We start from the raw sequence: 23,339 nt of genomic DNA on the forward strand, positions 1-23,339 counted from the left end.
AGGGGAACACCCGTGGACGCCTACGCTTTACCCGTGCTGAGCGCGGACGTTCGGAGATGGCCCTGGTGGGCCGAGGCCCTGTTGGTCGCCCTGGTGGGCGAGTTGTCGGTGCAGACGGCGGTGGTCGGGGCCGACGGCGATCCGCTCGATCCGCGGGTCGCGGTCGCGGCCGTCGCCAGCCTGTCGCTGCTCCTTCGGTACCGGTTGCCCGTCGTCACGGCGGTCGTCGCCACCGCCGCGGCCGCCTGGCTGGGCGACCCGATGCCGCTGCTGATCGCCGTCTTCTACTTCGCCTCCCGTGGCTGGATCGCGGCCGGCGCGCTGTGCGCGGTGGCGGCGCTGGTCGGCAACCACTTCCTCCAGTCCGACGAACTCCTGTGGAGCGTGCGCTCCTACGGCCCGGTCATGCCGTTCGGTCTCGCCCTGGTCCTCGGGATGTGGGCCAGCAGCAGGCGCCGGCTCGTCGCGAGTCTCACCGCGCAGGTGGAGCAGCTCCGCGTGGAGCGCGAACTGCGCGCGGAACAGGCCAGACTGAACGAAAGGGCCCGCATCGCGGCCGAGATGCACGACATCCTCGCCCACCGCCTGAGCCTGATCGCCCTCTACACGGGTGCGCTGCGCCGGCGCGCCCACGAGCTCCCCGAGCCGGTCGCCGAACGCATCGCCCAGTTGCGCACCACCTCCACGGAGGCGCTCGGCGATCTGCGCGACGTCCTGGGGGCGCTCCGCGACCACGAGGGCGAGGGCCCGCGGACGCCGGGCCTGCAGAAGCTGACCGAGCTGATCGACGAGGCCCGGGCGGCGGGCCAGCGGATCGAGGCCGACGTCCGCGGCAGCGCCGACGGCCTTCCGGCCAGCCACCGGCTCGCCGTGCACCGGCTCGTCCAGGAATCCCTCACCAATGCCCGCAAGCACGCGCCGGGGGCCCCCGTGCGGGTCAGTGTGCGGTACGGCCCGCCCCTGTCCACCGTCGAGGTCGGCAACGGCCCGGGGACGGTCCCCCAGGAGACCGTCGTCACCAGCGGATACGGTCTGATCGGACTGGCCGAGCGGGTCGCCGCCCTGAACGGCGGCCTGCGCTACGGGCCGTCCGGCTCCGGCGGCTGGAGCGTCGCCGCGGAGCTCCCCGTGGAACAGGGCGCCGACGCCCGTCCCGCGCGGGGGACGGCATGATACGTACCCTGATCGTCGACGACGACCGTCTGGTCCGCGTCGCCCTCACCGACATCCTCGACGACGACCCGGGCATCACGGTCGTCGCCCAGGCCGGCGACGGGCTGGAAGCCCTGGAGGTGGCCGCCGCGCAGGGCGTCGACGTGGCGCTGATGGACGTGCGGATGCCCCGCCTGGACGGCATCGCCGCCACGCAGCGGCTGCGGGCACTGCCCCGGCCGCCGCAGGTCGTCCTTCTCACCACCTTCGACCTGGACCAGTACGTGTACGACGGGCTCGCCGCGGGCGCCTCGGGTTTCCTCCTCAAGGACGCCGACCCGTCCGACATCGTCCGGGCCGTCCACGTCGTCGCCGAGGGCCAGGCCATGCTCCACCCGGTGGCCGCCCGCCGTCTCGTCGACCGCTACCACCGCTCGGCCGGCGGCCGGACGCAGGCCGCCAGGGCCCGGATCGAGCGGCTGACCCCGCGCGAGCGGGATGTGCTGGAGCTGCTGGCCGACGGGGCGTCGAATGCGGAGATCGCCGCCGTCCTGGGCATGCGGGAGAGCACGGTGAAGGCCCATGTGAGCCGCATCCTGGCCGCACTCGAAGTGGGCAACCGGGTGCAGGCCGCGCTGTGCGTGCGGGACGCGGGAATGCACGGGGGCGACGGCCGGGAATACGGGGGCAACTCCCGGGAATATTGATCGGATCGCCGTGAAAGCGGTCTGAAACCGATGTGTAAGAGGCCGTCCCTAGGGTGGGTTCCACCGGGATCCGAATGGATGGGGATGGTCCATGAAAAGCGCGAAGGAACCGACGGTCTACCAGGACGTGGACGTTATTCGCCGCATTCAGGAGCTCATGGTTCTGTGTTCCTTGCTGCCGCCCGACGGCAAGCTGCGTGAGGTGCTGGAGATGGCTCTGGCAGTTCACGAGGAGCCGCTGCTCGCCCGGATCACCCCCGTCACCAACCTCCACCCCTTCGCCACCAAGTCGTGGCTCGAGAACCTGTGGGACCCGGCCTCGACGACCGAGGCGGAGAAGGAGCTGGTGTCCTGGCAGAACACGAGCGAGAACATGGGGCCGGCCATTCAAGAGCTCAAGAATGCCGAGCAGCAGATGGGCATTCGGCTGGCCGCCGAGAAAGTGTCGTCACAGTAATCCCTATCGGAGGAAATCGTGACCACCAGCCTTCTTCAGCAGGCCGTCGTGGACGCCGAGTTCCGTGCGGCGCTCCGTGCGAACCCGGCCGAGTTCGGTCTGACCGAGGCCGTCCTGCCCGCCTCGGTGGAGCAGCACGACCAGGCGTCCCTGGACTTCTGGACCAAGGACATCGCCGCCACGGAGGCCTACGCCTGCGCCAACAGCTGCAGCTACGGCCCCCTGACCTGGTCGTGCGACGGCAACACCAAGTAAGTGAACGCCGCCGCTAGGCGGCAGTGATCACCTGCTCGACGAACACCGGCTCGATGACGCGGTGGGCCGCCCTCCGGCCGCCCACCGCGTCGTGGTGCCCCGGCCCGGCCACGACGGCTCCTTCCAGATCAGGAGAGAATGAGCATGGGACGCACGGATCCGCTGGACCTCGCGGCACGGGCGAGCAACCTGGCCGAACGGCGGCACGCCGTGGCCGCGCTCGGCGGGCCCGGGGCCGTCCCGGGGGCCGGGGGCACCCTGGACGCGTTCGACCGCTGGAAGATCCGGAACCTGGCGGGCAAGCTCGCCGACAAGTTCCACCAGGAGTCCCTCCACCGGGCGGAACCTCCCCAGCACACCCAGGACGAACTGGTCACCTTGCTCACCGCGTTCCGCCTGCTCGAACGGAACCTGGACAAGGCCGACGACGCCGCGCGCGAGACGCTCCTCGGCCTCCACGAGGCCTGGCTGCCCACCTACGAGGCGGCGCTCGACCACTTCGCGCGGCACCCGGAGGAGACGGCCCTGCGCGGCTCCGACGAGCACTACGGCCGGCTCGCCAAGGCCTGCGAGCCCTTCCTGCTCCACCTGGAGCACACTCTGCGCACGGTGTGCGCCGGCCACCCGGTGCTCCGGACACGGCTGGTGGAGGACCTGCGGGCCTACTTCCTCGACCGGTTCGAGCTCGCCCTGGCCTGGGCCGTGGAGGCGGACGCCAAGGCGCACTGCGCCGAGGCGGGCATCGACGCGGACAGCGCCACCACCGAGGACTACCTGCGCTACCTGGACGAGACGTTCGCCGACCGCGCCGCCTACCACCGCTTCTATCTGAAGTTCCCCGTGCTGGGCCGCTGGCTCGCGCACTCCACCGCACTGCTCGTCGCCCACGGCCGTGAGCTGTTCCAGAGCCTCGCCGAGGACGCCGACGCGATCGCGGACGAGTTCTTCGGGCAGAGGATCGTCGCGTTCACCTCGCTGCGGCTCGGCGACTCGGATCCGCACGCGGGCGGACGCACCGTGGCCCGCGTCACGGCCGAGCTGGCCGACGGCAGCGCACGGGAGTTCTTCCACAAGCCCCGCTCCGTGCGGTCCGAAGCCGCGCTCCAGGACCTGCTCGGCCGCCTGGCCGACGACGGTGTGCTCGGCTTCGCGACCCGCCCGGTGCTGCTGAGGGACGGCTACGGGTACGAGGCGCTGATACCCCCCGGGCGCAACCACGTCGACACACCGGAGGAGGCCGCGCGGATCTACGAGGAACTGGGCGGCTACCTCGCCGTGTTCTACGTCCTGGGCGGCAGCGACCTCCACTTCGAGAACGTCATCATCGCCGACGGGCACGCGTACGTGTGCGACGCCGAGACCCTCCTCGGGGTCCGGCCGCGGGGCCGGGCGCACTCCGAGGGCACCTTGCTGGACTCGGTGTTCAAGACCGGGCTGCTGGAGTGGCCGCGCGCCGACAGGCCGGCCGGGGAAGCCGCCGGCGAGATGAGGATCAGCGGCTACACCGGCGGCGAGGGATACGACATCCCCATGCCGGTGCCCCGCATCAACGAACACCGGCTGACCTTCCGGGCGGCGGTGGAACACCGCACCGGCATCCGCGTCGAGGCCACCGCCTCCAACCGGGTCTTCCTCGACGGCGAGCTCGTCCGGCCCGAGGACCACAGCGAATCGATCAAGAGCGGCTTCAACCGGGTGTACGAGTGGTTCCGGCGCGACCCGGACGCCGCCACCGGCTTCCTCATGACGGTCTTCAGCGCCGTAACGGCCCGCTTCGTCAACTGGGGCACCCAGATCTACGTCCAGCTCCTGAGCGCCGCCCGGCACCCGCGCTGCCTGGCCGAGCCCCTCGAAGTGGACCTCCTGGCCAACACCGTACGGACCTTCCCGCGCACCTGGGATGCCCAAGGGGTGCTCGCCGAACGCGAGGTCGCCTCCCTGTGGCAGCTGGACGTGCCGATCTTCACCGCGACCGCCCACGCCCGGCGGCTGGTGCACGCCCATCGCGAACAGCTCGCCTCGCCCCTGGAGACCTCGCCGATCGAGCTCGCCGCCGACCGCATCGCCAAGCTGTCCGAGCGCAACCGCGAGCAGCAGAACCAGTACATCTCCGCCGGGCTCTCCTCGGCGGAGATCAACAGCCCCTCCTTCGTCGCCACCTCCCTGGAGTACGCGGAACGGATCGGCCGCCGCCTGTGCCGCGAGCTCAAGGACACCGGCGCGCCGTGGACCTCGTACGAACTGTCGGGCGGCCGGCTGGTGGAGGCCGACATCGAGGCCGACCTGTACCAGGGGTCGGCCGGCATCGCCTTCTTCCTGGCCCACCTGGACCGGCTCGCGCCATGCCCCGAGTACCGGACCGCCGCCCGCAGGGCACTCGACCACGCCCTCGCCCACTTGGACACCAAACGCATCGGCGCGTACACCGGGGCCGGCGGCATCGTCTACCTCCTCACCCACCTCGCCGGACTGTGGCAGGAGCCGGCACTCCTCGACCGGGCCGTCCAGCTGAGCGATGAGATCGCCGAGCGCGTCGAGGAGGACCGGCACTTCGATGTCCTCCACGGCGCGGCCGGGCTCATCCCCGTCCTGCTCGGCCTCGCCCGGCAGACCGACGGCCACGGCATCGCGCACGCCCACCGGTGCGCCGAACACCTCCTGCGCCACGCCGTCGACGACGGGACGACGCTGAGCTGGCCGCCCTTCTCGCCCGACGAGGCGTACGCCAACCTCACCGGCTTCTCGCACGGCTCCGGCGGCATCGGCTGGGCCCTCGTCCAGCTGGGCGTGGAGACCGGGCACCCGGAGTACGTGGCCGCCGCCCGCAAGGCCTTCGCCTACGAGAACCGGCACTTCGACACCGCCGAACACGACTGGTACGACCTGCGCACCGACAACGGCGCGGCCGTCAAGGGAGCCCGGCACTTCTCCAACGCCTGGTGCAACGGCGCCGCCGGCATCGGCCTCGCCCGCGTCACCAGCTGGGCCGCGCTCGGGAAGTCCGACGACGAGCTGCTGCTCGACGCCCATCGCGCGCTCAGCGCGACGCTGCGCAACTTCCCCCGGCTGAAGAACCACACCCTGTGCCACGGCACCTCCGGCAACGCGGAACTCCTCCTCCGCTTCGCCGCGCTGCGTGCGGAGCCCGCCTTCCAGCTGGAGGCGAACGTCCAGGTCCAGGCGCTCTGGAGGAGCTTCGAGGACGCCGAGAGCGGCACCGCGGAGCACAGCGCCGACTTCTTCCCCGGGCTGATGCTCGGCATCTCCGGATTCGGCACGCACTTCCTGCGCCTCGCCGCACCCGATCGGATGCCCTCCGCCCTGCTCCTCGAACCGCTGCCGCACCCCGAACCGTGAAGGAGCCGAACCGGCATGCCGCTCAAGTCCTGTGAGGAATTCCTGCACGACGTCCACGACCCCGGCCTGTTCCGGGACGAGTTCAAGGCCGTCACAGCGATCGAGGAAGTCGTCGTCCTCGGACGCCGGCACGGCTACGGCTTCACCGTCGCCGAGTTCCTGGAGAAGGCCCGGGCCTTCGGCGCCCCCGGCGGCGCCCGGCCCCCGGCCGCCCCGGCCGGGACGGGGCCGACGACCGTCGCCCACTACGAGTACGAGCTCGCCAACCTGCCCGGCTTCGCACCCGTGCTGGCCGAGCTGCCCCGTCTGAAGACCATGCCGCCCACCGTCGACCCGGCCCGGTTCGCCGGTGACTTCCGCGCCGAGGACCTGGACTCCACCTCCCGCAACCCCACTGACCCCGGCTACCGAGCCTGGCACCGCAGGCTCGCCGCGGACGGCTGGCGCGACCCCGGCACGCCCGATGCGCCCCGCCGCGACTTCCATCTGGTCAACCTCGACGAGCACGTCGAACACGACGGCTACGAGGAGTACTTCGCGGCCAAGGGCCGGGTGGTGTCCGCCCTGGAGAACGTCTTCGACGGCGAGGTCCGCTGCTCCGGATCCCTGTGGTACCCGCCGAACAGCTACCGGCTGTGGCACACCAACGAGGACGACCCGGGCTGGCGCATGTACGTGGTCGACTTCGACCGACCCTTCGACGACGGCGGGCGGACGTCCTTCTTCCGCTACCTCCACCCGCGTACCCAGGAGCTCGTCACCCTGACCGAACGCCCCAGGACCGTGCGGTTCTTCAAGGTCTCCCAGGACCCGGAACAACTGCTCTGGCACTGCATCGTCAACCCGACCGACCGGCACCGCTGGAGCTTCGGCTTCGTCGTCCCGGAGAACTGGATGGACGGAGTCCGCCGCAGCGGCTGACCGGCACCGGGAACGGCGCCGGGAACGGAGGAACGATGTTCGGAGCAGGACAGCGGGCGGTGCGCCGGCCCCAACCGGCCGGCGCACCGCCGGACGCGCCGGTGGTCCCCCCGGCCGTGCGCGCGCGGGGCGTGGTCAAGTCGTACGGCGGGCGGGAGGCCGTGCGAGGCATCGACCTGACCGTGGCCCAGGGGGAGACCTTCGCCTTCCTCGGACCGAACGGGGCGGGCAAGACCACCACCATCCGGATGCTGTGCACCCTCGCGGCACCGTCCGCGGGCAGCATCGAGATCGCCGGCCACGACACCCGCACCGCGCCCCGCCAGGTGCGGCGCAGCCTCGGCCTGGTCTTCCAGGAGACCACCCTGGACCCGGAGCTGACGGCCGAGGAGAACCTGCGCTTCCACGCCGACCTGTACGCCCTGCCGGCGGCCGGTCTCGGCGAGCGGATCGACGCCATGCTGGGCCTGCTAGGGCTGCGCGAACGCCGCAGTTCCCTGGTGCGCACGTTCTCCGGCGGCATGCAGCGCCGCCTGGAGATAGCCCGCGGCCTCATGCACCGGCCCCGTCTGCTCTTCCTCGACGAGCCGACCATCGGTCTCGACCCGCAGACCCGGGCCCAGGTGTGGACGCACCTGGCCGAGGTCCGCCGCCGCGAGGGCACCACGGTCTTCCTCACCACGCACTACCTGGACGAGGCCGAACAGTGCGACCGGATAGCCATCATCGACGAGGGCCGGATCGTCGCCGAGGGCAGTCCGGACGCCCTGAAGGCCGTCATCGGCTCCGACCGGGTGCTGCTGCGCACGGACGACGACGAGGCCGCGGCCGCGCTGCTGCGCGGACGGTTCGGGCTGGAACCGGCGGTGGCTGACGACGGGATCACCGTACGGGTCCCCGACGGCGCCCGGCTCGTACCGATGGTGTGCGCCGGACTCGACGTCGCCGTCTACGAGGTCGTGGTCAGCCGGCCCAGCCTCGACGACGTCTTCCTCCACTTCACGGGGCGGGGCATCCGTGACGACCGGCCGGCGGGCGGCACCAGCGAGGCGGGAGGCGGATCGTGACGGCGACGTCGGCGGGCGCGGCACCGGGCGCGGGGCGGGAACCTGGCCGGTTCGCCGCCGAATGGCGCGCGGGCGTCATGGTGTGGCGCCGCGAGATGATCCACTTCCTGCGGAACCGGACGGGGATGGCCGTCTCCCTCCTCCAGCCTCTGCTCTTCCTCTACATCCTCGGCATCGGCCTGTCCCGGATGTTCTCCGGGCCCGGCTCGTCCTCCGACTACATGGTGTTCCTCTTCCCCGGCGTGCTGGTGATGGCGGCCCAGGCGCCCGCGATCTCCGTCGGCGCCTCGATCGTGTGGGACCGGGAGAGCGGATTCCTGCGGGAGATGCTGGTGGCGCCGGTCCACCGGAGCACCCTGCTCGTCGGCAAGTGCCTGGGCGGCGCCACCGTGGCGGCCTGCCAAGGAGGGGTGGTGCTGGCCAGCGCGGGGCTGACGGGGATCCCCTACCGGCTCGGGATGTTCGCGGAGCTGCTCGCCGAACTCGTCCTCGCGTCCCTGGCGATGACGGTGATGGGCGCGGTGGTCGCGGTGCGGACTCGCCGGGTACGGACCTTCCACACCGTGCTCACGGTGCTGACGGCGCCCCTGGTCTTCCTCTCCGGGCTGATGTTCCCGGTGAGCGCGATGCCCGGGTGGATGGCGGCCGTCACCGTCTTCAACCCGCTGACGTACGCCGTCGACGCGATGCGCCGCACGGTGCTCTCCCACTACGACGCGCCCGCGGACAGCCGCCTGTTCGACCCGGTCACCTGGGGCGGCCACGCGGTCCCGCCCTTGCTGTCCGTGGCGCTGGTGGCGGCGTTCTGCGCGGTCATGCTGGCGGCGGCCAGCCGCGCCTTCTCACGGACGGAATAGCGGCCTCCGCACACGACCGGACCACAAGGACCACGAGGACCCACGAGAGGAGTCGGAGCATGCGGAAGAACGGAAGAGGTGTCCGCCGGGGCATGCTGTCGCTGGGGGCGGTTCCCCTGGCGGCGGCCATGCTGCTCGGCGGGCAGGCACACCCCGCGGCGGCCTTCGGCACGATCAATGCACTGGGGCAGCACGCCGAACACGAGCGCATCACCCGCGCCGCCTTGGCCTGCCAGTCGGGACAGGGATCCGACGGGTCCTGTTTCGAGCCGCGGTCCCTGGACCAGGTCGCGGGCCACACCGGCACGTTCGGGGCGGTGGGTTCCCCCGACTCTGACGAGATCACCGTCACCGCCGCGCACTGCGACAACGCCGACCACCTGGCCCGGCCCGGCTATCCCATCAGCCGGGAGCAGGCGTCGAGCCAGCTCATATCCTGCGTGACACACCTTCAGTGGCGCTTCGGGAAGGGGACGGACGCCGCCTCCGGCGTGCTCGGCGGCGACGGCGCCGTGGCACCCGCCGAGGTCGACCTCGGCAAGGACTGCGTCTTCATGCTCGGCATCCCCGGGCGCGGCAAGTGCAACGCCATCGAGGGCTTCGGCCGCGCGCTGCACGGGGTGCAGGACTTCTACTCGCACAGCAACTGGACCGACCGGGCCGACCCGGCCCGACCCATCGGCAAGGACAACCCGCCAGGACTGCAACTGGCGGCCCCCTCACCGCTGTTGCAGCTCTCGCGGGGGAAGGCACCGTCACCCGGCGCGATCCCCGAGGAACTCACCACCGGCTGCTTCTCCCTCCTGGGCGGCTGCTCCAGCCGGGTCGACCACGCCGACGTGAACAAGGACACCGGGCTGATCGACCCGGTGACCGGCGCCACCAGCGGCCCGACCACGCCCCGCGGCAAGACGGCCGGCAACTTCGACCGGGCCGTCCAGGGTGCCATCGCGGACACCCGGCGCCAGTGGGCGGACTTCCGCGCCCTCCTGCGGGAGCGCTACGGCAAGGAGCGGGGCGACCGGATCGGCTGCGCCCTGACCCACGACAGCCCGGTCCGCGACTGCCGCTGACGCCCCATCACTTCACTGTCGGTGACGGGCTCGCGGTCCGCTCGGCGAAGGTCCGGGCGATGCCCGGCCAGGCGGCGGCCATGTCGATGAGGAAGACCTTCTCGGCGTCGAGCCCGCCGCCCGCCAGCCCGTGGTGACCGAAACCCGCCTCCTGCTCCGGGCGGCCGGCGAGCCTGGCCGCCCGGGCCGCGGCGATCACACAGGCGAGCTCGGCGGCCGCCGCCCGGGCCCTCGGCACACCCCGGACGGCGACGTACCGCCGGGCGAGCCCGAGGGACCCGGGCGGCACATGCCCCTGGAGGGCGATGATGGCGTCCCGGGTCTCGATGACCTTCCGGTACACGAGCAGGTCCCGGGGCACGAGCGGCCGCAGGAGCTCGGCGACCCTGCCCCGCGGCTCGGTCAGGGCCACTTGCGGCACGGCCACCATCAGGTCGTACCACAGCGGCCACAGCCTCCAGGCCGTACGGGCGTCGGACGCCAGGCGGCGGGCGGCCTCGAAGACCGGCACCAGGATCGCCGCGGCCCGCAGCAACGCGTGCAGCGTCAAGGCGACCGAAAGGTGCGGCAGGGCCGTGTCGTCGCCGACGGCGAGACGGACGCACTGCCCCGCCCAGTACACCCACGCGAACGCGGTCCCGAGCCCGAAGAGCCGGAGCCCGGCGGCGAGGGAGCGGCTCTCCGTACGCCGTCCGTAGTGCCAGCACACGAGCACGCACAGCGTGTTCACCACGAGGTGCACGCCGATGACGATCAGCCAGTAGGCGACGGAGGGCGACGGCCCGCCGGCGACGCGATGTTCGTCATGCGGTCCGGGGTGGCGGTCGAGGAACAGCAGCAGGGCGATGGTGAGGCAGCCGGCCGGGACGAGCACGCGCGGCACGCGGCGGACTCCCGCCGTGGCCAGGAGGAAGTGCAGCACGGCACCGGCCGAGGCGACACCGGTCAGATTCCTGACCTCGGCCAACTCGGCGCTCCGCCCGAACGTCCCGGCCGCCGACCGGGTCACGACGGGCAGATTCAGCGTCATGGCGAGCGCCGCCGTCGCGACCGCGAGCCACAGCGCCCGCTGCGCCGGACACCGCACGGCCCCGCGGGCCCGCAGCAGAACGGCGACCCATAACAGGATCACGCCGGCGGTCTGTGCGTGAGCCTCGATGTCAGCGGACATACAAGGCAGTCCGGTCGAGGAAGCCATGGGCACACATATGACCACACCCTGGCAAACGAACACCCGCACGACAAGGGGTTGCGTGAACGAACAGGCGGAACCTGACACTTGGGCGGGAGCGGGGACCGTCAGGGAGTCGTCATGGAGATCACGTACGCACGGGGGCGGTTGGGTTTGCCCGAGTTGACGACGATCTCGAAGTTCGGCTTGGGCTTGTCGATGGTGACCTTGCCGGGCCGGAGTTCGGCGGAGGAGGTGCCGAGTTGCTCCAGCCAGTGACTGCCATCCTTTCCACCTGCAGATCACCAGTACACCGCTGCCCCGCGCCGAGGGGTTCCCTGCTGAAGCCCAGCAGCGTTCACGCGTCGCCTCGGCCGCCGCCTCGCCCCTCCCGTCGCGTAGAGAACGGTAAGTCGGAGCACAACAAGATCACGTCGAGCACCGCGAAGCAGACAGTCCCCGAACGCAAGCCCCCGGCCGGAACCTGCCCGGCGGGGTCTCAGTGACCATCACCTGTCACATCGATGTCACCAACACCGTTGACGCACCTCGACCCCAAAGGCCCCACCTGCGTGAACGGAAGCGATGTAGACCACGTGGACGTCAGAAGACGGTTTCACCTACCTGTGCCAGGTGGGCTGTAGGGGCTCGGGCCGACAAACACTCTCGGCGGACAAGCGGTCAGTCACGTCACCTGGCGGGCGAACGCCTCGTACGCACGCTCGTCGAAGAGGACGAAGCGGACCTCCTCCACCGACGTCTCCGCCTGCCGCACCGTCCCCACCGCGATGCGCGCCGCGTCCTCCATGGGCCAGCGGTAGACGCCCGTGGAGATGGCCGGGAAGGCGACCGAGCGAGCGCCCAGCTCGTCCGCGACCCGCAGGGACTCCCGGTAACAGGAGGCGAGCAGCGACTCGTCGCCGCCGGAAACCTGGAACACCGGGCCCACCGTGTGGATCACCCACCGCGCGGGCAGCCGGCCCGCCGGGGTGGCCACCGCCTGGCCCGTGGGGAGGCCCTTGCCGTAGTGGGCGGCGCGCAGGGCGCGGCAGGCGGCGAGGATGTCGGGGCCGCCCGCTCGGTGGATGGCGCCGTCGACGCCGCCGCCTCCGAGCAGGGAGGAGTTCGCCGCGTTGACGATGGCGTCGACGTGCTGCACGGTGATGTCGCCCTGGACACAGGTGATGGTGGTCATGGCACCGTATTCAGCCACATTCCACCGGTAAGGGGTACTCCTGCCTGCGGTTTCCCCGGGAGATCGCCGAGATCCGCCCGTTCGAGAAGCGGAAACCGGGCAACCTGTCAGCGGGCCCGTGCCTCCTTCTGTTGTGTGCGGCCGCACCGCCACGCACGACGAGGCGGCGGGCCTCATCGACTTCATCGCGTACGGCACGCGGGAAAACGAGGGATACATGGGCGTGGGAGGAAGGGCGGCACTCCGGGCGGGGGTGGGGCGGGGGCGTGGTGCCGAGCTGATGATGCTGGGCTTCGCGGTGCTGCTCACCGTGTTCGGTTATGCCTCCGTGGGGCTGGCCGTCGACGGCCATGTGCCCGAGGCGCTGCCGGGGTACGCTCTCGGGCTGTCGGCGGCCGCCGCGGTCGCGCACGCCGTGGTGCGGGTGTTCGCGCCGTACGCGGACCCGCTGATCCTGCCGATCGCGATCGGGCTGAGCGGGCTGGGGCTGGTGCTGATCCACCGGCTGGACATCTCGTACGCCCTGCGCTGGCACTCCGAGCCGTTCGAGGGGAACCAGCTGCTGTGGAGCGGCGTCGGTCTCGCCGTCTGCCTGGGCGTCGTGGCGCTGCTGAAGGACCACCGGCTGCTCCAGCGGTACACCTACATCATGGTGTTCGCGGCGCTGGTGCTGCTGATGGCGCCGGCGTTCTTCGGCGCGGACGCCTACGGCGCCAAGCGGTGGATCAAGCTGGGCGCGCTGTCGTTCCAGCCGGGCGAGTTCGTCAAGATCGCCATCGCGGTGTTCTTCGCGGGGTACCTGACCGTGCACAAGGACGCGCTGGCGCTGGCGGGCCGACGGGTGATGGGGTTCCAGCTGCCGAGCGGGCGGCAGTTCGGGCCGATCGCCGGGGTATGGGTGCTGAGCCTGCTGGTCCTGATCTTCGAGCGGGACCTCGGTACGTCGCTCATCTTCTTCGGGCTCTTCGTGATCATGCTCTATGTGGCCACCGAACGCACCAGCTGGGTGCTGACGGGGCTGCTGATGTTCGCTGTCGGAGCGGTCGTGGTGGCGTCCTTCGAGCCGCATGTGCACGGCCGTGTCGCCGCCTGGCTCCATCCGATGGACTACTACAAGGTGCCCCGGCCGCCCGGGATCGTCTCGGACCAGGCCGCACAGGCCCTGTTCAGCTTCGGCAGTGGCGGCGTCCTGGGCACCGGGCTGGGGCGGGGGCACTCCGACCTCATCAAGTTCGCCGGGCGCAGCGACTTCATCCTCACCACGGTCGGCGAGGAGCTCGGGCTCGTCGGCATGATGGCCCTGTTCCTGCTGTTCGCGCTGCTGATCGAGCGGGGTCTGCGGACCGCGCTCGACTCCCGCGACCCGTTCGGGAAGCTGCTGGCCACGGGGCTTTCGGGGGCGCTGGCCCTTCAGGTGTTCGTGGTCTCCGGAGGCGTGATGGGCCTCATTCCGCTGACCGGCAAGGCGCTGCCCTTCCTCGCCTCCGGCGGTTCCTCGCAGGTGGCCACGTGGATACTCATCGCGCTGCTGCTCAGGATCAGCGATTCCGCGCGCAGGCCCGACCCCGGAGCTGCGGCCGGGGCGGACGATCAGGCCACCCAGTTGATCCGGCGTTAGCAGGGCTTGGTCAGGTTCGGTTGCCGGTGGCGGGTCCTGATGATCGGTTGTTCCGTTGATCGGTTGTGACACCTGAGGAGCCGGCCCTTGCGCTCGAAGTGCCTATTCGCTGATCGAATGGCCGGGAACGGCTCTGGGTCGGACGCAAGCCCGGTGGGACCATGAGCATGCCAATGAGTGGGCATCGATCACCTCGATGACTTACAGGGGGAACTATGCGGATACGTACCCGTATACGCACGACCTCGGCTGCGCTCGCCGTTGCCGCAGCCGGCCTCACGTTCACCACAGTCGGAACCGGATCCGCCAATGCGGCAAGCTGCCCCTCAGGTGGCCAGGTGCTCGGGGATATTCAGAGCATCAAGGTGGGCACACAGACCATCGGCCAGTTCTACCTCGGGTGGAACTGCAGCGGTGCCTACACCGAGGTCAACCTGTGGAACACCAACTACGTCAACAACTGGAAGTTCGGCCAGGTCGACGTGAAGTCCAGCTCGAACAGCTCCACGAACCAGAACAGGCCGGTGCTGAACAACGGCACGTACTGGTTTGACGCCGGGTACATTCCTGTGACTGGCGTGACGAACAACCGCGAGTACACCGGCAACTGGAACTTCACCGCCAATGGGCACTCATGCTCCGGCCAGACCTCGACGTGGAACTTCTCCTACGGCGGCATAAGCACCACCAACAACCACGAGTCCTCGAACTGCAACTGACGCTCCCAGCATGTTGCCGCCGGATGTCCGCGAGTGGTTCACCGGGGCCCTGGGATCTCAGGGCCCCGGTGTGAACGGCTGCGTGTGGCGTCAGCGTGCGAACTTTTCGATGGCCGCTGGGGTGACGGGGGTGAAGAAGTTGACAAGGTTACCGTCGGGGTCGCGGAACAGCAGCGACCGGTTGCCCCAGGGCATCGTGGTGGGCTCGGTGACGAAGTCGGTGACGAAGCCGGTCAGGTTCCGGTGAACGCGGTCCACGTCGTCGACGAGGAACTCGGTGATCACGCTGTGGTTGTCCGCCGGGCGGGCAGAGCCCGGGGCGAACAGCGGGACGGTGCGGACGCTCGCGATCGCGAGGGTGGCGCCCGCGCTCTTGAGTTCGGCGAAGTCCTCGGTGGCCCACGTCGCCCGCGCCCCTGTGGCTCGCTCATAGAACTCGACGAGGCGCGCCACGTCGCCGGTGATGATGCGGATCGAGACGAAGTCCATGGGAATCTCCTTGGCTGTGCTGGAGGCGTGCACCGCGCAGGCTAGGAGAAATAGTGGACAGAATCGGTCCTCTATTCGCCTTAGGGTGCGAACATGCCTCGACCAACCGCCCGCGTGCTGACACTTCTGGAGCTGCTGCAGTCGGGCGGCACCCGGACCGTGGCCGAACTCGCCGACCGGCTCGGCGTCGAAGGGCGCACCGTGCGACGGTATGTGGATCAGCTGATCGACCTGGACGTGCCCGTGGAATCGGTGCGCGGCCGCTACGGCGGGTACCGGCTCGCCCCCGGGTACCGTTTGCCTCCGCTCATGCTCAGCGACGACGAGGCGCTGGCCGTGCTGCTCGGCCTGGTCGCCGGCCGCCGGGCAGGGCTGACGACGACGCAGCACACGGCAAGCGAGACGGCATCGGCCAAGATCCGGCGGGTGCTGCCCAAGCACATCGCCCGCCGGCTCGACACACTCCTGGAAGCTCTCGCCTTCACGGATCGGCCCGGCGATTACGACACCCCGGACAGTGGGATCCTGCTCACCATCGCCGATGCGGTGCGCCACCGCCGGCCGGTCTCGATCCGCTACACCGACCGCGACGGACGGCGCAGCGAACGCACGCTGCACACGTACGGGATCGTCGCCCATGCGGGCCGGTGGTACGTCACGGGCAAGGACGCCCAAATCGGCGAGGACCGAACCTTCCGGCTCGATCGCATCGCAGACGCGCGGCCCCTGCCCGGATCGTTCGAAGCGCCCGTGGCTCCGGATCCGGCACAGCGCGTGTTGTCAGGGTTCGCCACGGCTGAGTACCGGCATGAGGTGATCTTGCGGATCCACGGGACAGTTGAGCAGATCCGCGCCCACCTTCCCGCCAGTGTTGCGAGCCTGGAGGAGTACGCGCCCGTGGCAGGCGAGGACCGGGCGACCGAGCGCTGGCTGCGCGTCGAACTGCGGGCCGAGCGGCTTGAGTGGTTGCCTCCGGTACTCGCCTCACTCGACCGGCCGTTCGTCATCGAGCGCCCCGATGAACTGCGCGACCTCGTCACCGCGCTCGCCGATCGCCTCGCGTCCTACGCCCATCAAGCCCGTCAAACCCATCAAACCCGTCAAGCCTGACAGCGAGAAACCGATGTCATGAGACGGCACAGCCGGCCCGGATCAGGCCTCCTCGCCGCCGTCCTTCGCCCACAGGGAACGGACGTGCCCGAGGTGACGCGTCATGCACGCCTCGGCGCCCTCGGCGTCCCCGGCCAGCATCACGTCGAGGAGCTCCAGGTGCTCCTCGGCCGAGTGGATGAGCTCGCCGCGCTCGTCCAGTGCGTCCAGGCCGTACAGGCGCGAGCGCTTGCGGAGGTCGCCGACGGTCTCGACGAGGCGCTCGTTGCCGGACAGGGTCAGCAGCGCGAGGTGGAACTGCCGGTCGGCCTCCAGATAGCCGATGAGGTCGTGGTCGCGCGCGGCGCGCACGATCTCCTCGGCGACCGGGCGAAGCGCCTCCAGGTCCTCGCGGGCGGCGGTGCGGGTGACCCGGCCGACCGTGGGGACCTCGATCAGCGTGCGGATCTCGGTGTACTGGTCCAGGTCCCGCTCGTTGACCTCGGTCACCCGGAAGCCCTTGTTGCGGACCGGCTCGACGAGGCCCTCGCGGGCCAGGTCGAGCATGGCCTCCCGCACGGGCGTGGCGGAGACGCCGAAGTCCTCCGCGAGCCCCGGCGCCGAGTAGACCTGGCCGGGGCGGAGTTCGCCGGAGATCAGCGCGGCCCGCAGGGCGTGGGCCACCTGGTCGCGCAGCCGCTCGGTCGCGGTGATGAGGTTGCGCTGTTTCAGGTGTCCCATGGTGTCCCGACTCCTTTTCACCCTGCGGTCCGGACCATCCAGCGTACAATGTCACATTGCGTTACGGCGTCAGGGTGTACGTCCGGCTCGACGTGTAGAACTCCAGAGCCGCGCGGCCCTGTTCGCGCGGGCCGTGACCGGACGCCTTCGCGCCGCCGAAGGGCAGGTGGAAGTCGACTCCGGTGGACGGGGCGTTGACGCGGATCATGCCCGTGTCCAGGCGGTCCAGGGCGTCGAGCGTCACGGCGAGGTCCCCGGTGTGGACCGAGGTGACCAGCCCGTGGGGGACGGAGTTCGCGATCCGCACCGCCTCCGCCACGTCGTCCGCCGGCAGGAGAACGGCGATCGGGCCGAAGACCTCCTCGCTCAGCAGCCGGTGACCCTCCGGCACCTTCTCGGCGAGGGTGGGGGCCACGTACCAGCCCGGGCCGTCGGGAGCACTCCCCGCCGCGACGGCACAGAGGCCTTCCCGGGCCCGCTCGAAGCGGGTGCGCGCCTGCTCCGAGACGAGCGGCCCGCACACCGTCGCCGGGTCCGCCGGATCGCCCACCGGCAGCGCGTGCAGCGCCTCGGCCAAGGCCTCGCGCAGCGGCTCCCGGGCGGCGCCGACGGCGATCACCCTGCTGGTGGCGGTGCACTTCTGGCCCGCGTACCCGGCGATCGCGGCGGCGATGTGGCCGGCGGCCCGTTCGATGTCGGCGCCGGGCAGGACGAGGGCCGCGTTGAGGCCGCCCATCTCGGCCTGGACGGGGACGCCGCGGGCGGTGGCCGCGCGGACGACCGCGGTGCCGACGGCCGTGGAGCCGGTGAAGGAGACGGCGTCGGCGGTGGTGACGAGGGCCTCGCCCTCCTCGGCGCCGCCGGGGACGAGCGTGAACACCCCGTCCGGCAGCGCCTCCTGGACGATGCCGGCCAGGCGCCGGGCGCACGCCGTGGCCTCGGGGGCGGGCTTGAGGACGACGGCGTTGCCCGTGGCCAGCGCCGGGGCGGCCTTCCAGGACGGAATGGCGAGGGGGAAGTTCCAGGGGGTGATCAGACCGGCGACGCCGTGCGGGCGGCGGCGGGTGAGCAGCAGCCCGGGGCCGGCGGCCGTCTCGTGGACGGCTCCCGTGGGCTCGTAGGGGGCCTGGGCGTAGTACCGCCAGATCGCGGCGGTACGGGCCACTTCGGCGCGCGCTTCGGCGACCGGCTTGCCCACCTCCCGTACGGCGAGCGCGGCCAGTTCCCCGGCGGCGGCCTCGACGGCGGCGGCAACGGCCGTGAGCGCCGACGAACGGGCGGCCGCGCCGCCGAGCAGCCATTCCGGCTGGGCGGCGCGCGCCCGTTCGACGGCCGCCACGATGCCGGACGCTCCGGACGCCGGGAACTCGGCGACGACGTCGGAGGGGTCGGCCGGGTTGCGGGAGACGAGGGACGTCATAGCAGGAAGCCTCCGGGGAACGGGTCGTCCGGGTCGAGGAAGTACTGGGCCGTGCCGGTGATCCAGGCCCGGCCGGTGATGGTGGGGACGACCGCGGGCACCCCGCCCACCTCCGTCTCCCCCACCAGACGGCCGGTGAAGCGCGTACCGATGAAGGACTCGTTGACGAAGTCGCGGCCGAGCGGCAGCAGCCCCCGGGCGTGCAGCTGCGCCATCCGGGCGGAGGTTCCGGTGCCGCAGGGGGAACGGTCGAACCACCCCGGGTGGATGGCCATCGCGTGCCGCGAGTGATGGGCGTCGGAGCCGGGCGCGGCGAGGTAGACGTGTTTGAGGCCGCTGATGCCGGGGTCCTCGGGGTGGACGGGCCGGTCCGGCGAGGCGTTGACGGCGGCCATGACGGCGAGTCCGGCGGCGAGCAGGTCGTCCTTGCGGGACCGGTCGAAGGGCAGGCCCAGCGCGTCCAGCTCGACGAAGGCGTAGAAGTTGCCGCCGAAGGCGAGGTCGTATGTCACCGTGCCGTACCCGGGCACGTCCACCTTGCGGTCCAGACCGAGGCAGAAGGCGGGCACGTTGGTGATCGTCGCGGACCGCGCGGCGCCGTCCTCGACCCGTACGTCGACGGTGACGAGGCCGGCCGGGGCGTCGAGGCGCACGGTGGTGACGGGCTCGGTGACGGGCACCATGCCGGTCTCGACGAGGACGGTGGCGACGCCGATGGTGCCGTGCCCGCACATGGGCAGCACGCCGGACACCTCGATGAACAGGACGCCGTAGTCGGCGTCGGGGCGGGTGGGGGGCTGGAGGATCGCGCCGCTCATGGAGGCGTGGCCGCGCGGCTCGGTCATCAGGAGCGTCCGGAGGTGGTCCAGGTGCTCGATGAAGTGGAGCCGGCGTTCGGCCATGGTGGCACCGGGAATCACCCCGACGCCGCCGGTGATGACGCGGGTGGGCATGCCCTCGGTGTGCGAGTCGACGGCGTGGAAGACGTGACGGGTGCGCACGGACGTCCTTTCTGCGGTGGGGGCCTCAGGGGTCAGCGGTGTCCGTCGGCGAGGGCCTTCTCGGTGGCGGCGCGCACGGCCGCCTCGACCGCGCCGGTCAGCGGCAGGCGGGGGTGGCGGGTGGGGCCGCCGTGGCGTCCGGCGATGTCCATGGACAGCTTGATCGCCTGGACGAACTCGGTCCGGGAGTCCCAGCGCAGCAGCGGGTGCAGGGCCCGGTACAGCGGCAGGGCCGTGGTCAGGTCCCCGGCGACGGCGGCGCGGTAGAGCTCGGCGCAGGCGGCGGGGAGGGCGTTGGGGTAGCCGGCGACCCAGCCGACGGCCCCCGCGACGGCGAGTTCGAGGAGGACGTCGTCGGCGCCGATGAGCAGGTCGAGTCCGGGGGCGAGCTCGGCGAGCTCGTAGGCGCGCCGGACGTCGCCGGAGAACTCCTTGACGGCCACGATGTGACCGTCCGCGTGCAGCCGGGCGAGCAGGGCGGGGGTGAGGTCGACCTTGGTGTCGATGGGGTTGTTGTAGGCGACGACGGGTATGCCGGCCCCGGCGACCTCGGCGTAGTGGGCGCGTACGGCGTCCTCGTCGGCCCGGTAGGCGTTCGGGGGCAGCAGCAGGACGGATCCGCAGCCCGCCTCGGCGGCCTGGTCGGCCCAGCGGCGTGCCTCGGCGCCGCCGTAGGCGGCGACGCCGGGCATCACCCGGGCGCCGTCGCCGGCCGCCTCGACGGCGGTGCGGACGACGCGGGCGCGCTCGTCGGGGGTGAGGGTCTGGTACTCGCCGAGGGAGCCGTTGGGCACGACGCCGTCGCAGCCGTTGTCGAGGAGCCAGCGCACGTGTTCGGCGTAGGCGTCGTGGTCGACGGACAAGTCGTCGCGCAGCGGGAGTGCGGTGGCGACCATGATGCCGCGCCAGGGGTGGGTGGAGGTCCAGGAGTTGACGGTCATGGTGCGGTGGGCCTTTCTGTGTTCGACTCTATGTTCGGCTGATCGACGGATGTATCGGTGGGTAGGGAGCCGAGGGCCCCGAGTGGTACGGGTACGGCCAGTGGCCTGCGCTCGGCGGACGGCGGCACGGTCCCCTCCGCCGTGCCCTCCGTCGCCAGGCAGGCCACGGCCGCCCCGCACATCCGCCCCTGGCACCAGCCCATACCGGCGCGGGTGAGGAGCTTGACGGTGCGGGCATCGTGGGCGCCGAGGTCGCACACCGCCTCGCGGACGCGGCCGGCGGTGACCTCCTCGCAGCGGCAGACTTCGGTGTTGTCGGTGAGCCACCGCGTCCAGCCCCGGCCGGGGGCGTGGGCGGCGGCCATGGCCTCGGCGAAGACGCGCAGCCGGGCCCGCTCGCGGCGCAGCCGCCGCAGCCGGGTGCCGCCCGTGAGCGGGGGGCGGCCGCCGAGGCGGGCGGCGACGGCGAGGCTGGCCAGCTCGCCCTCGGTGCGGGCCAGTTCCCAGCCGCCGACGCCGCCGGTCTCGCCCGCGGCCCACAGGCCGGGGACGGAGGTGCGCTGGAAGCCGTCCAGGACGAGCGCGGTGGTGCCGTCGGGGGTGCGGCGGGTGGCGCAGCCGAGGGTGGTGGCCAGTTCGATCCGGGGTACGAGCCCGTGGCCGACGGCCAGCGCGTCGCAGGCGACGCGGCGGCCGGTGCCGGGCAGCGGCCGCCAGTGGCGGTCGACGCGGGCGATGGTGACGGCCTCCACACGGTCGGTGCCGTGCACCTGGGTGACGGTGCTGCGGGTGTGCACGGGGACGCGGTGGCGCAGCAGCGCCGTGCCGTGGGTGGCCGCTTCGAGGAGCTTGTGGGGGTTGGTGGCGAGGGCGCGGGGGTGGCGGGCGTAGCCGACGTAGCCGGAGGCTTCGACGACGGCGGGGACGTCCGCCCCGGCGGCGGCGAGCGAGGTGGCGACGGCGAGCAGCAGCGGCCCGCTGCCGGCGACGACGACGCGTCTGCCGGGCAGGACGAGCCCGGATTTGAGCATCGCCTGGGCTCCGCCCGCGCCCACGACGCCGGGCAGGGTCCAGCCGGGGAAGGGGAGTTGCCGTTCGTAGGCGCCGGTGGCGAGCAGCACGGCGCGGGCCCGTACGGTCACCGGTTCGTCGGCTTCGCCGTCGGCGCCGGTGAGGGCGTGCACGGTCCAGCGGTTCTCGGCCTCGCGGGTGACGGTCCACACGTGGTGTCCGGCGAGGTGGGTGACGCCGCCGTCGGCGAGGCGGTCGCGGAGCCGGGCGAAGGCGGGCCAGTCGTGGTGGAGGGCCTGCGGGCGGGTAGCGCCGAGGGCGGGGTCGGGGTGGCGGAAGTACTGGCCGCCGGTGTGCGCGGCGGAGTCCAGCAGGGCGACGGACAGGCCCGCTTCGTCGGCGGCGACGGCTCCGGCGAGGCCGGCGGGCCCGGCACCGATGACGGCGAGGTCGTACGCCTCGGACGGCGCGGACCGCCCGGACGGAGAGGGCTTCCCGGACGGCACGGCCTTCCCGGACGGCGAGGTCGGCTCAGACGGCGAGGTCGGCACGGCCGTGTCCCTCCTGGGTGGTGACGCGGTCGCCGGGGCGGGCGGGCACGAGGCAGGCGCGGCGGTTGGGGCGGCCGTTGACGGTGGCGAGGCAGTCGTAGCACTGCCCGATGCCGCAGAACGCGCCGCGCGGGCGCCCGCCTTCGCGGGTGGTGCGCCAGGCGAGGATGCCCGCCGCCCAGAGTGCGGCGGCGACGGTCTGGCCGGGCAGGGCGGGAACGGCGCGACCGTCGAAGGTGATGGCGAACGACGGACCGAGGTCCGCCCCGACCAGGTCGGCGGGGGTACGGGCCACTGCGGGCCTCCTCTCGGGGGTGGGTGGGGCGGGTGGGAGCCGAGCCCTGTATGGCCGGACGGCGGTCGACGAGGGTCGGCCACCACACTTCAAACGGCGGGAGCGAAGCGGCCGGGCCGGAACGGCCCGGCATCGAGCGGCGGCTCGGCGCCCGTCAGGAGGCGGGCGATGATCAGGCCGGTGGCCGGGGCGAGGCCGATGCCGGCGCCTTCGTGGCCGCAGGCGTGCAGCAACCCGGGGACGCGTGGGTCGGCCCCGATGGCGGGCAGGTGGTCGGGCAGGTACGGGCGGAATCCCGCGTACGTCCGCATCGCCCGCACCCCGGCCAGGACCGGGAACAGGGCGGTGGCCCGGGCCGCGAGGAAGCGGAGCGCCTCGACGGACAGAGTGCGGTCGAAGCCGACTCGTTCGCGGCTGGCGCCGATGAGGACCGGGCCCGCCGGCGTGCCTTCGACGACCGCCGAGGTCTGGAGCGCCGCCGAGTCGCTGGCGACGTCGGCGACGTAGTCCGCCGCGTACACCTTGTGCCGCACCAGGCGCGGCAGCGGTTCGGTGACGAGCACGAAGCCGCGGCGGGGCAGGAGGGGCAGGTCGGTGCCGGCGAGGCGGGCGAGTTCGCCGCCCCACGCGCCGGCCGCGTTCACGACGAGCGGGGCGCGCACGGTGCCGGCCGGGGTGCGGACGCCGCACACCCCGCCGTCCGGGCCGGTGAGGATCTCGGTGACCTCCTCGCCGGTGCGCACCCGGGCGCCCGAGGCGCGCAGCAGGTGGGCGGCGGCGAGGGCGGGCTGGACCTGGGCGTCCTGGGGGTAGTGGAAGCCGCCGGCGAGGCCCGGGGCCAGGTGCGGCTCCAGGTAGGCCAGGCGGTCCGCGGGTATCTCGTGGGCGGTGACGCCCGCCGTCGTCTGCGCCGCGGCGAAGTCCCGCAGCGCCTTCATTCCGGCGTCGGCGGAGGCGACGACCAGGCCGCCCTTGGGCTCGTACTCGACGCGTTCCGGGAGCCGTTGCGACAGGTCGTGCCACAATCGGGCGGACAGCAGGGCGAGTTCGAGTTCGGGGCCGGGTTCCTTGTCGGAGACCAGCAGATTGCCCTCGCCCGCCCCCGTGGTCCCGCCCGCGACGGGACCACGGTCGAGCACGGTGACGGAGAGGCCGTGGCGGGCGGCGTAGTAGGCACAGGCCGCGCCGACCACGCCCGCTCCGACGACGATGAGGTCCGGGGAGTCGCTCATGAACACGGCAGTAATATTTC

Annotated in this window: 23 protein-coding genes; 13 read left to right on the forward strand and 10 right to left on the reverse strand. The window is 72.0% G+C overall.

Translation table 11 applies throughout. The annotated features are described in order from the left end of the window. Window positions 1-33: 33 nt before the first annotated feature. The 9 genes from RM609_RS04710 to RM609_RS04750 all read left to right on the forward strand — a co-directional run bounded on the left by RM609_RS04710 (window position 34) and on the right by RM609_RS04750 (window position 9,846). Window positions 34-1,173 carry a sensor histidine kinase gene (locus RM609_RS04710; protein ID WP_311608130.1) on the forward strand — a complete coding sequence of 380 codons (1,140 nt, stop codon included), beginning with the start codon at window positions 34-36 and terminating at the stop codon, window positions 1,171-1,173. Further along, a complete protein-coding gene (locus RM609_RS04715) occupies window positions 1,170-1,859 on the forward strand; it encodes a response regulator (protein ID WP_311608131.1) in 690 nt (229 codons plus the stop codon). The genes RM609_RS04710 and RM609_RS04715 overlap by 4 nt, the downstream gene beginning before the upstream one ends. 91 nt (window positions 1,860-1,950) lie before the next feature. Further along, complete coding sequence (locus tag RM609_RS04720; protein WP_311608132.1) at window positions 1,951-2,316, forward strand: DurN family substrate-assisted peptide maturase; 366 nt, start codon at window positions 1,951-1,953, stop codon at window positions 2,314-2,316. Window positions 2,317-2,334: 18 nt separating this feature from the next. Further along, the gene (locus RM609_RS04725; protein WP_311608134.1) at window positions 2,335-2,571 is read left to right on the forward strand and encodes a cinnamycin family lantibiotic; all 237 of its coding nucleotides are present in this window, start codon (window positions 2,335-2,337) and stop codon (window positions 2,569-2,571) included. A gap of 144 nt (window positions 2,572-2,715) precedes the next feature. Then, on the forward strand, window positions 2,716-5,928 hold the full coding sequence (locus RM609_RS04730; protein ID WP_311608136.1) for a type 2 lanthipeptide synthetase LanM family protein: 3,213 nt from the start codon (window positions 2,716-2,718) through the stop codon (window positions 5,926-5,928). Between the two features lie 15 nt (window positions 5,929-5,943). Continuing rightward, a complete protein-coding gene (locus RM609_RS04735) occupies window positions 5,944-6,849 on the forward strand; it encodes a Nif11-like leader peptide family natural product precursor (protein ID WP_311608138.1) in 906 nt (301 codons plus the stop codon). A 35-nt stretch (window positions 6,850-6,884) separates the two neighbouring features. After that, complete coding sequence (locus RM609_RS04740) at window positions 6,885-7,916, forward strand: ABC transporter ATP-binding protein (protein ID WP_311608139.1); 1,032 nt, start codon at window positions 6,885-6,887, stop codon at window positions 7,914-7,916. Next, window positions 7,913-8,773 carry an ABC transporter permease gene (locus RM609_RS04745; protein ID WP_311608141.1) on the forward strand — a complete coding sequence of 287 codons (861 nt, stop codon included), beginning with the start codon at window positions 7,913-7,915 and terminating at the stop codon, window positions 8,771-8,773. The genes RM609_RS04740 and RM609_RS04745 overlap by 4 nt, the downstream gene beginning before the upstream one ends. A gap of 59 nt (window positions 8,774-8,832) precedes the next feature. Further along, entirely contained in the window at window positions 8,833-9,846 is a 1,014-nt protein-coding gene (locus RM609_RS04750; RefSeq protein WP_311608143.1) for a CinY protein, read from the forward strand. A gap of 7 nt (window positions 9,847-9,853) precedes the next feature. Here the strand turns inward: RM609_RS04750 and RM609_RS04755 are convergent, their stop codons facing one another. After that, on the reverse strand, window positions 9,854-11,017 hold the full coding sequence (locus RM609_RS04755) for an MAB_1171c family putative transporter (protein WP_311608144.1): 1,164 nt from the start codon (window positions 11,015-11,017) through the stop codon (window positions 9,854-9,856). Window positions 11,018-11,158: 141 nt separating this feature from the next. Between RM609_RS04755 and RM609_RS04760 the strand changes: the two genes are divergently transcribed. Continuing rightward, complete coding sequence (locus tag RM609_RS04760; protein WP_311608145.1) at window positions 11,159-11,296, forward strand: hypothetical protein; 138 nt, start codon at window positions 11,159-11,161, stop codon at window positions 11,294-11,296. 406 nt (window positions 11,297-11,702) lie between these two features. On the opposite strand, the gene RM609_RS04765 is transcribed toward RM609_RS04760, so the two are convergent. Further along, complete coding sequence (locus RM609_RS04765; RefSeq protein ID WP_311608146.1) at window positions 11,703-12,212, reverse strand: O-acetyl-ADP-ribose deacetylase; 510 nt, start codon at window positions 12,210-12,212, stop codon at window positions 11,703-11,705. A gap of 283 nt (window positions 12,213-12,495) precedes the next feature. Between RM609_RS04765 and RM609_RS04770 the strand changes: the two genes are divergently transcribed. Together RM609_RS04770 and RM609_RS04775 are read left to right on the forward strand one after the other, a co-directional pair. Next, the gene (locus RM609_RS04770; protein WP_438828389.1) at window positions 12,496-13,830 is read left to right on the forward strand and encodes an FtsW/RodA/SpoVE family cell cycle protein; all 1,335 of its coding nucleotides are present in this window, start codon (window positions 12,496-12,498) and stop codon (window positions 13,828-13,830) included. Between the two features lie 338 nt (window positions 13,831-14,168). After that, window positions 14,169-14,549, forward strand: a complete 381-nt coding sequence (locus tag RM609_RS04775) for a hypothetical protein (RefSeq protein ID WP_311608147.1) — start codon at window positions 14,169-14,171, stop codon at window positions 14,547-14,549. Between the two features lie 90 nt (window positions 14,550-14,639). On the opposite strand, the gene RM609_RS04780 is transcribed toward RM609_RS04775, so the two are convergent. After that, window positions 14,640-15,038 carry a VOC family protein gene (locus tag RM609_RS04780; protein WP_311608148.1) on the reverse strand — a complete coding sequence of 133 codons (399 nt, stop codon included), beginning with the start codon at window positions 15,036-15,038 and terminating at the stop codon, window positions 14,640-14,642. A 93-nt stretch (window positions 15,039-15,131) separates the two neighbouring features. On the opposite strand from RM609_RS04780, the gene RM609_RS04785 reads away from it, so the two are divergent. Then, window positions 15,132-16,148, forward strand: a complete 1,017-nt coding sequence (locus RM609_RS04785) for a helix-turn-helix transcriptional regulator (RefSeq protein ID WP_311608149.1) — start codon at window positions 15,132-15,134, stop codon at window positions 16,146-16,148. Between the two features lie 42 nt (window positions 16,149-16,190). Here the strand turns inward: RM609_RS04785 and RM609_RS04790 are convergent, their stop codons facing one another. From RM609_RS04790 to RM609_RS04820, 7 genes are all read right to left on the reverse strand, one after another. Continuing rightward, window positions 16,191-16,868 carry a GntR family transcriptional regulator gene (locus tag RM609_RS04790; RefSeq protein ID WP_311608150.1) on the reverse strand — a complete coding sequence of 226 codons (678 nt, stop codon included), beginning with the start codon at window positions 16,866-16,868 and terminating at the stop codon, window positions 16,191-16,193. Between the two features lie 61 nt (window positions 16,869-16,929). Further along, window positions 16,930-18,288, reverse strand: coding sequence for an aldehyde dehydrogenase family protein (locus tag RM609_RS04795; RefSeq protein WP_311608151.1), 1,359 nt, complete (start codon window positions 18,286-18,288; stop codon window positions 16,930-16,932). After that, complete coding sequence (locus tag RM609_RS04800; RefSeq protein ID WP_311608152.1) at window positions 18,285-19,289, reverse strand: proline racemase family protein; 1,005 nt, start codon at window positions 19,287-19,289, stop codon at window positions 18,285-18,287. The genes RM609_RS04795 and RM609_RS04800 overlap by 4 nt, the downstream gene beginning before the upstream one ends. 32 nt (window positions 19,290-19,321) lie before the next feature. Continuing rightward, window positions 19,322-20,230 (reverse strand): dihydrodipicolinate synthase family protein, encoded by a 909-nt coding sequence (locus tag RM609_RS04805; RefSeq protein ID WP_311608153.1) that lies wholly within the window; start codon window positions 20,228-20,230, stop codon window positions 19,322-19,324. Next, window positions 20,227-21,747 carry an FAD/NAD(P)-dependent oxidoreductase gene (locus RM609_RS04810; protein ID WP_311608512.1) on the reverse strand — a complete coding sequence of 507 codons (1,521 nt, stop codon included), beginning with the start codon at window positions 21,745-21,747 and terminating at the stop codon, window positions 20,227-20,229. Before RM609_RS04810 ends, RM609_RS04805 begins: the two co-directional genes overlap by 4 nt. Window positions 21,748-21,772: 25 nt before the next feature. Next, entirely contained in the window at window positions 21,773-22,087 is a 315-nt protein-coding gene (locus RM609_RS04815) for a (2Fe-2S)-binding protein (protein WP_311608154.1), read from the reverse strand. 89 nt (window positions 22,088-22,176) lie between these two features. Next, window positions 22,177-23,319, reverse strand: coding sequence for an NAD(P)/FAD-dependent oxidoreductase (locus RM609_RS04820; RefSeq protein ID WP_438828377.1), 1,143 nt, complete (start codon window positions 23,317-23,319; stop codon window positions 22,177-22,179). Window positions 23,320-23,339 lie beyond the last annotated feature (20 nt).

Origin of the sequence: Streptomyces hesseae (assembly GCF_031845785.1) — a bacterium.
In the GTDB taxonomy this organism is placed as follows: Bacteria; Actinomycetota; Actinomycetes; order Streptomycetales; family Streptomycetaceae; genus Streptomyces; species Streptomyces hesseae.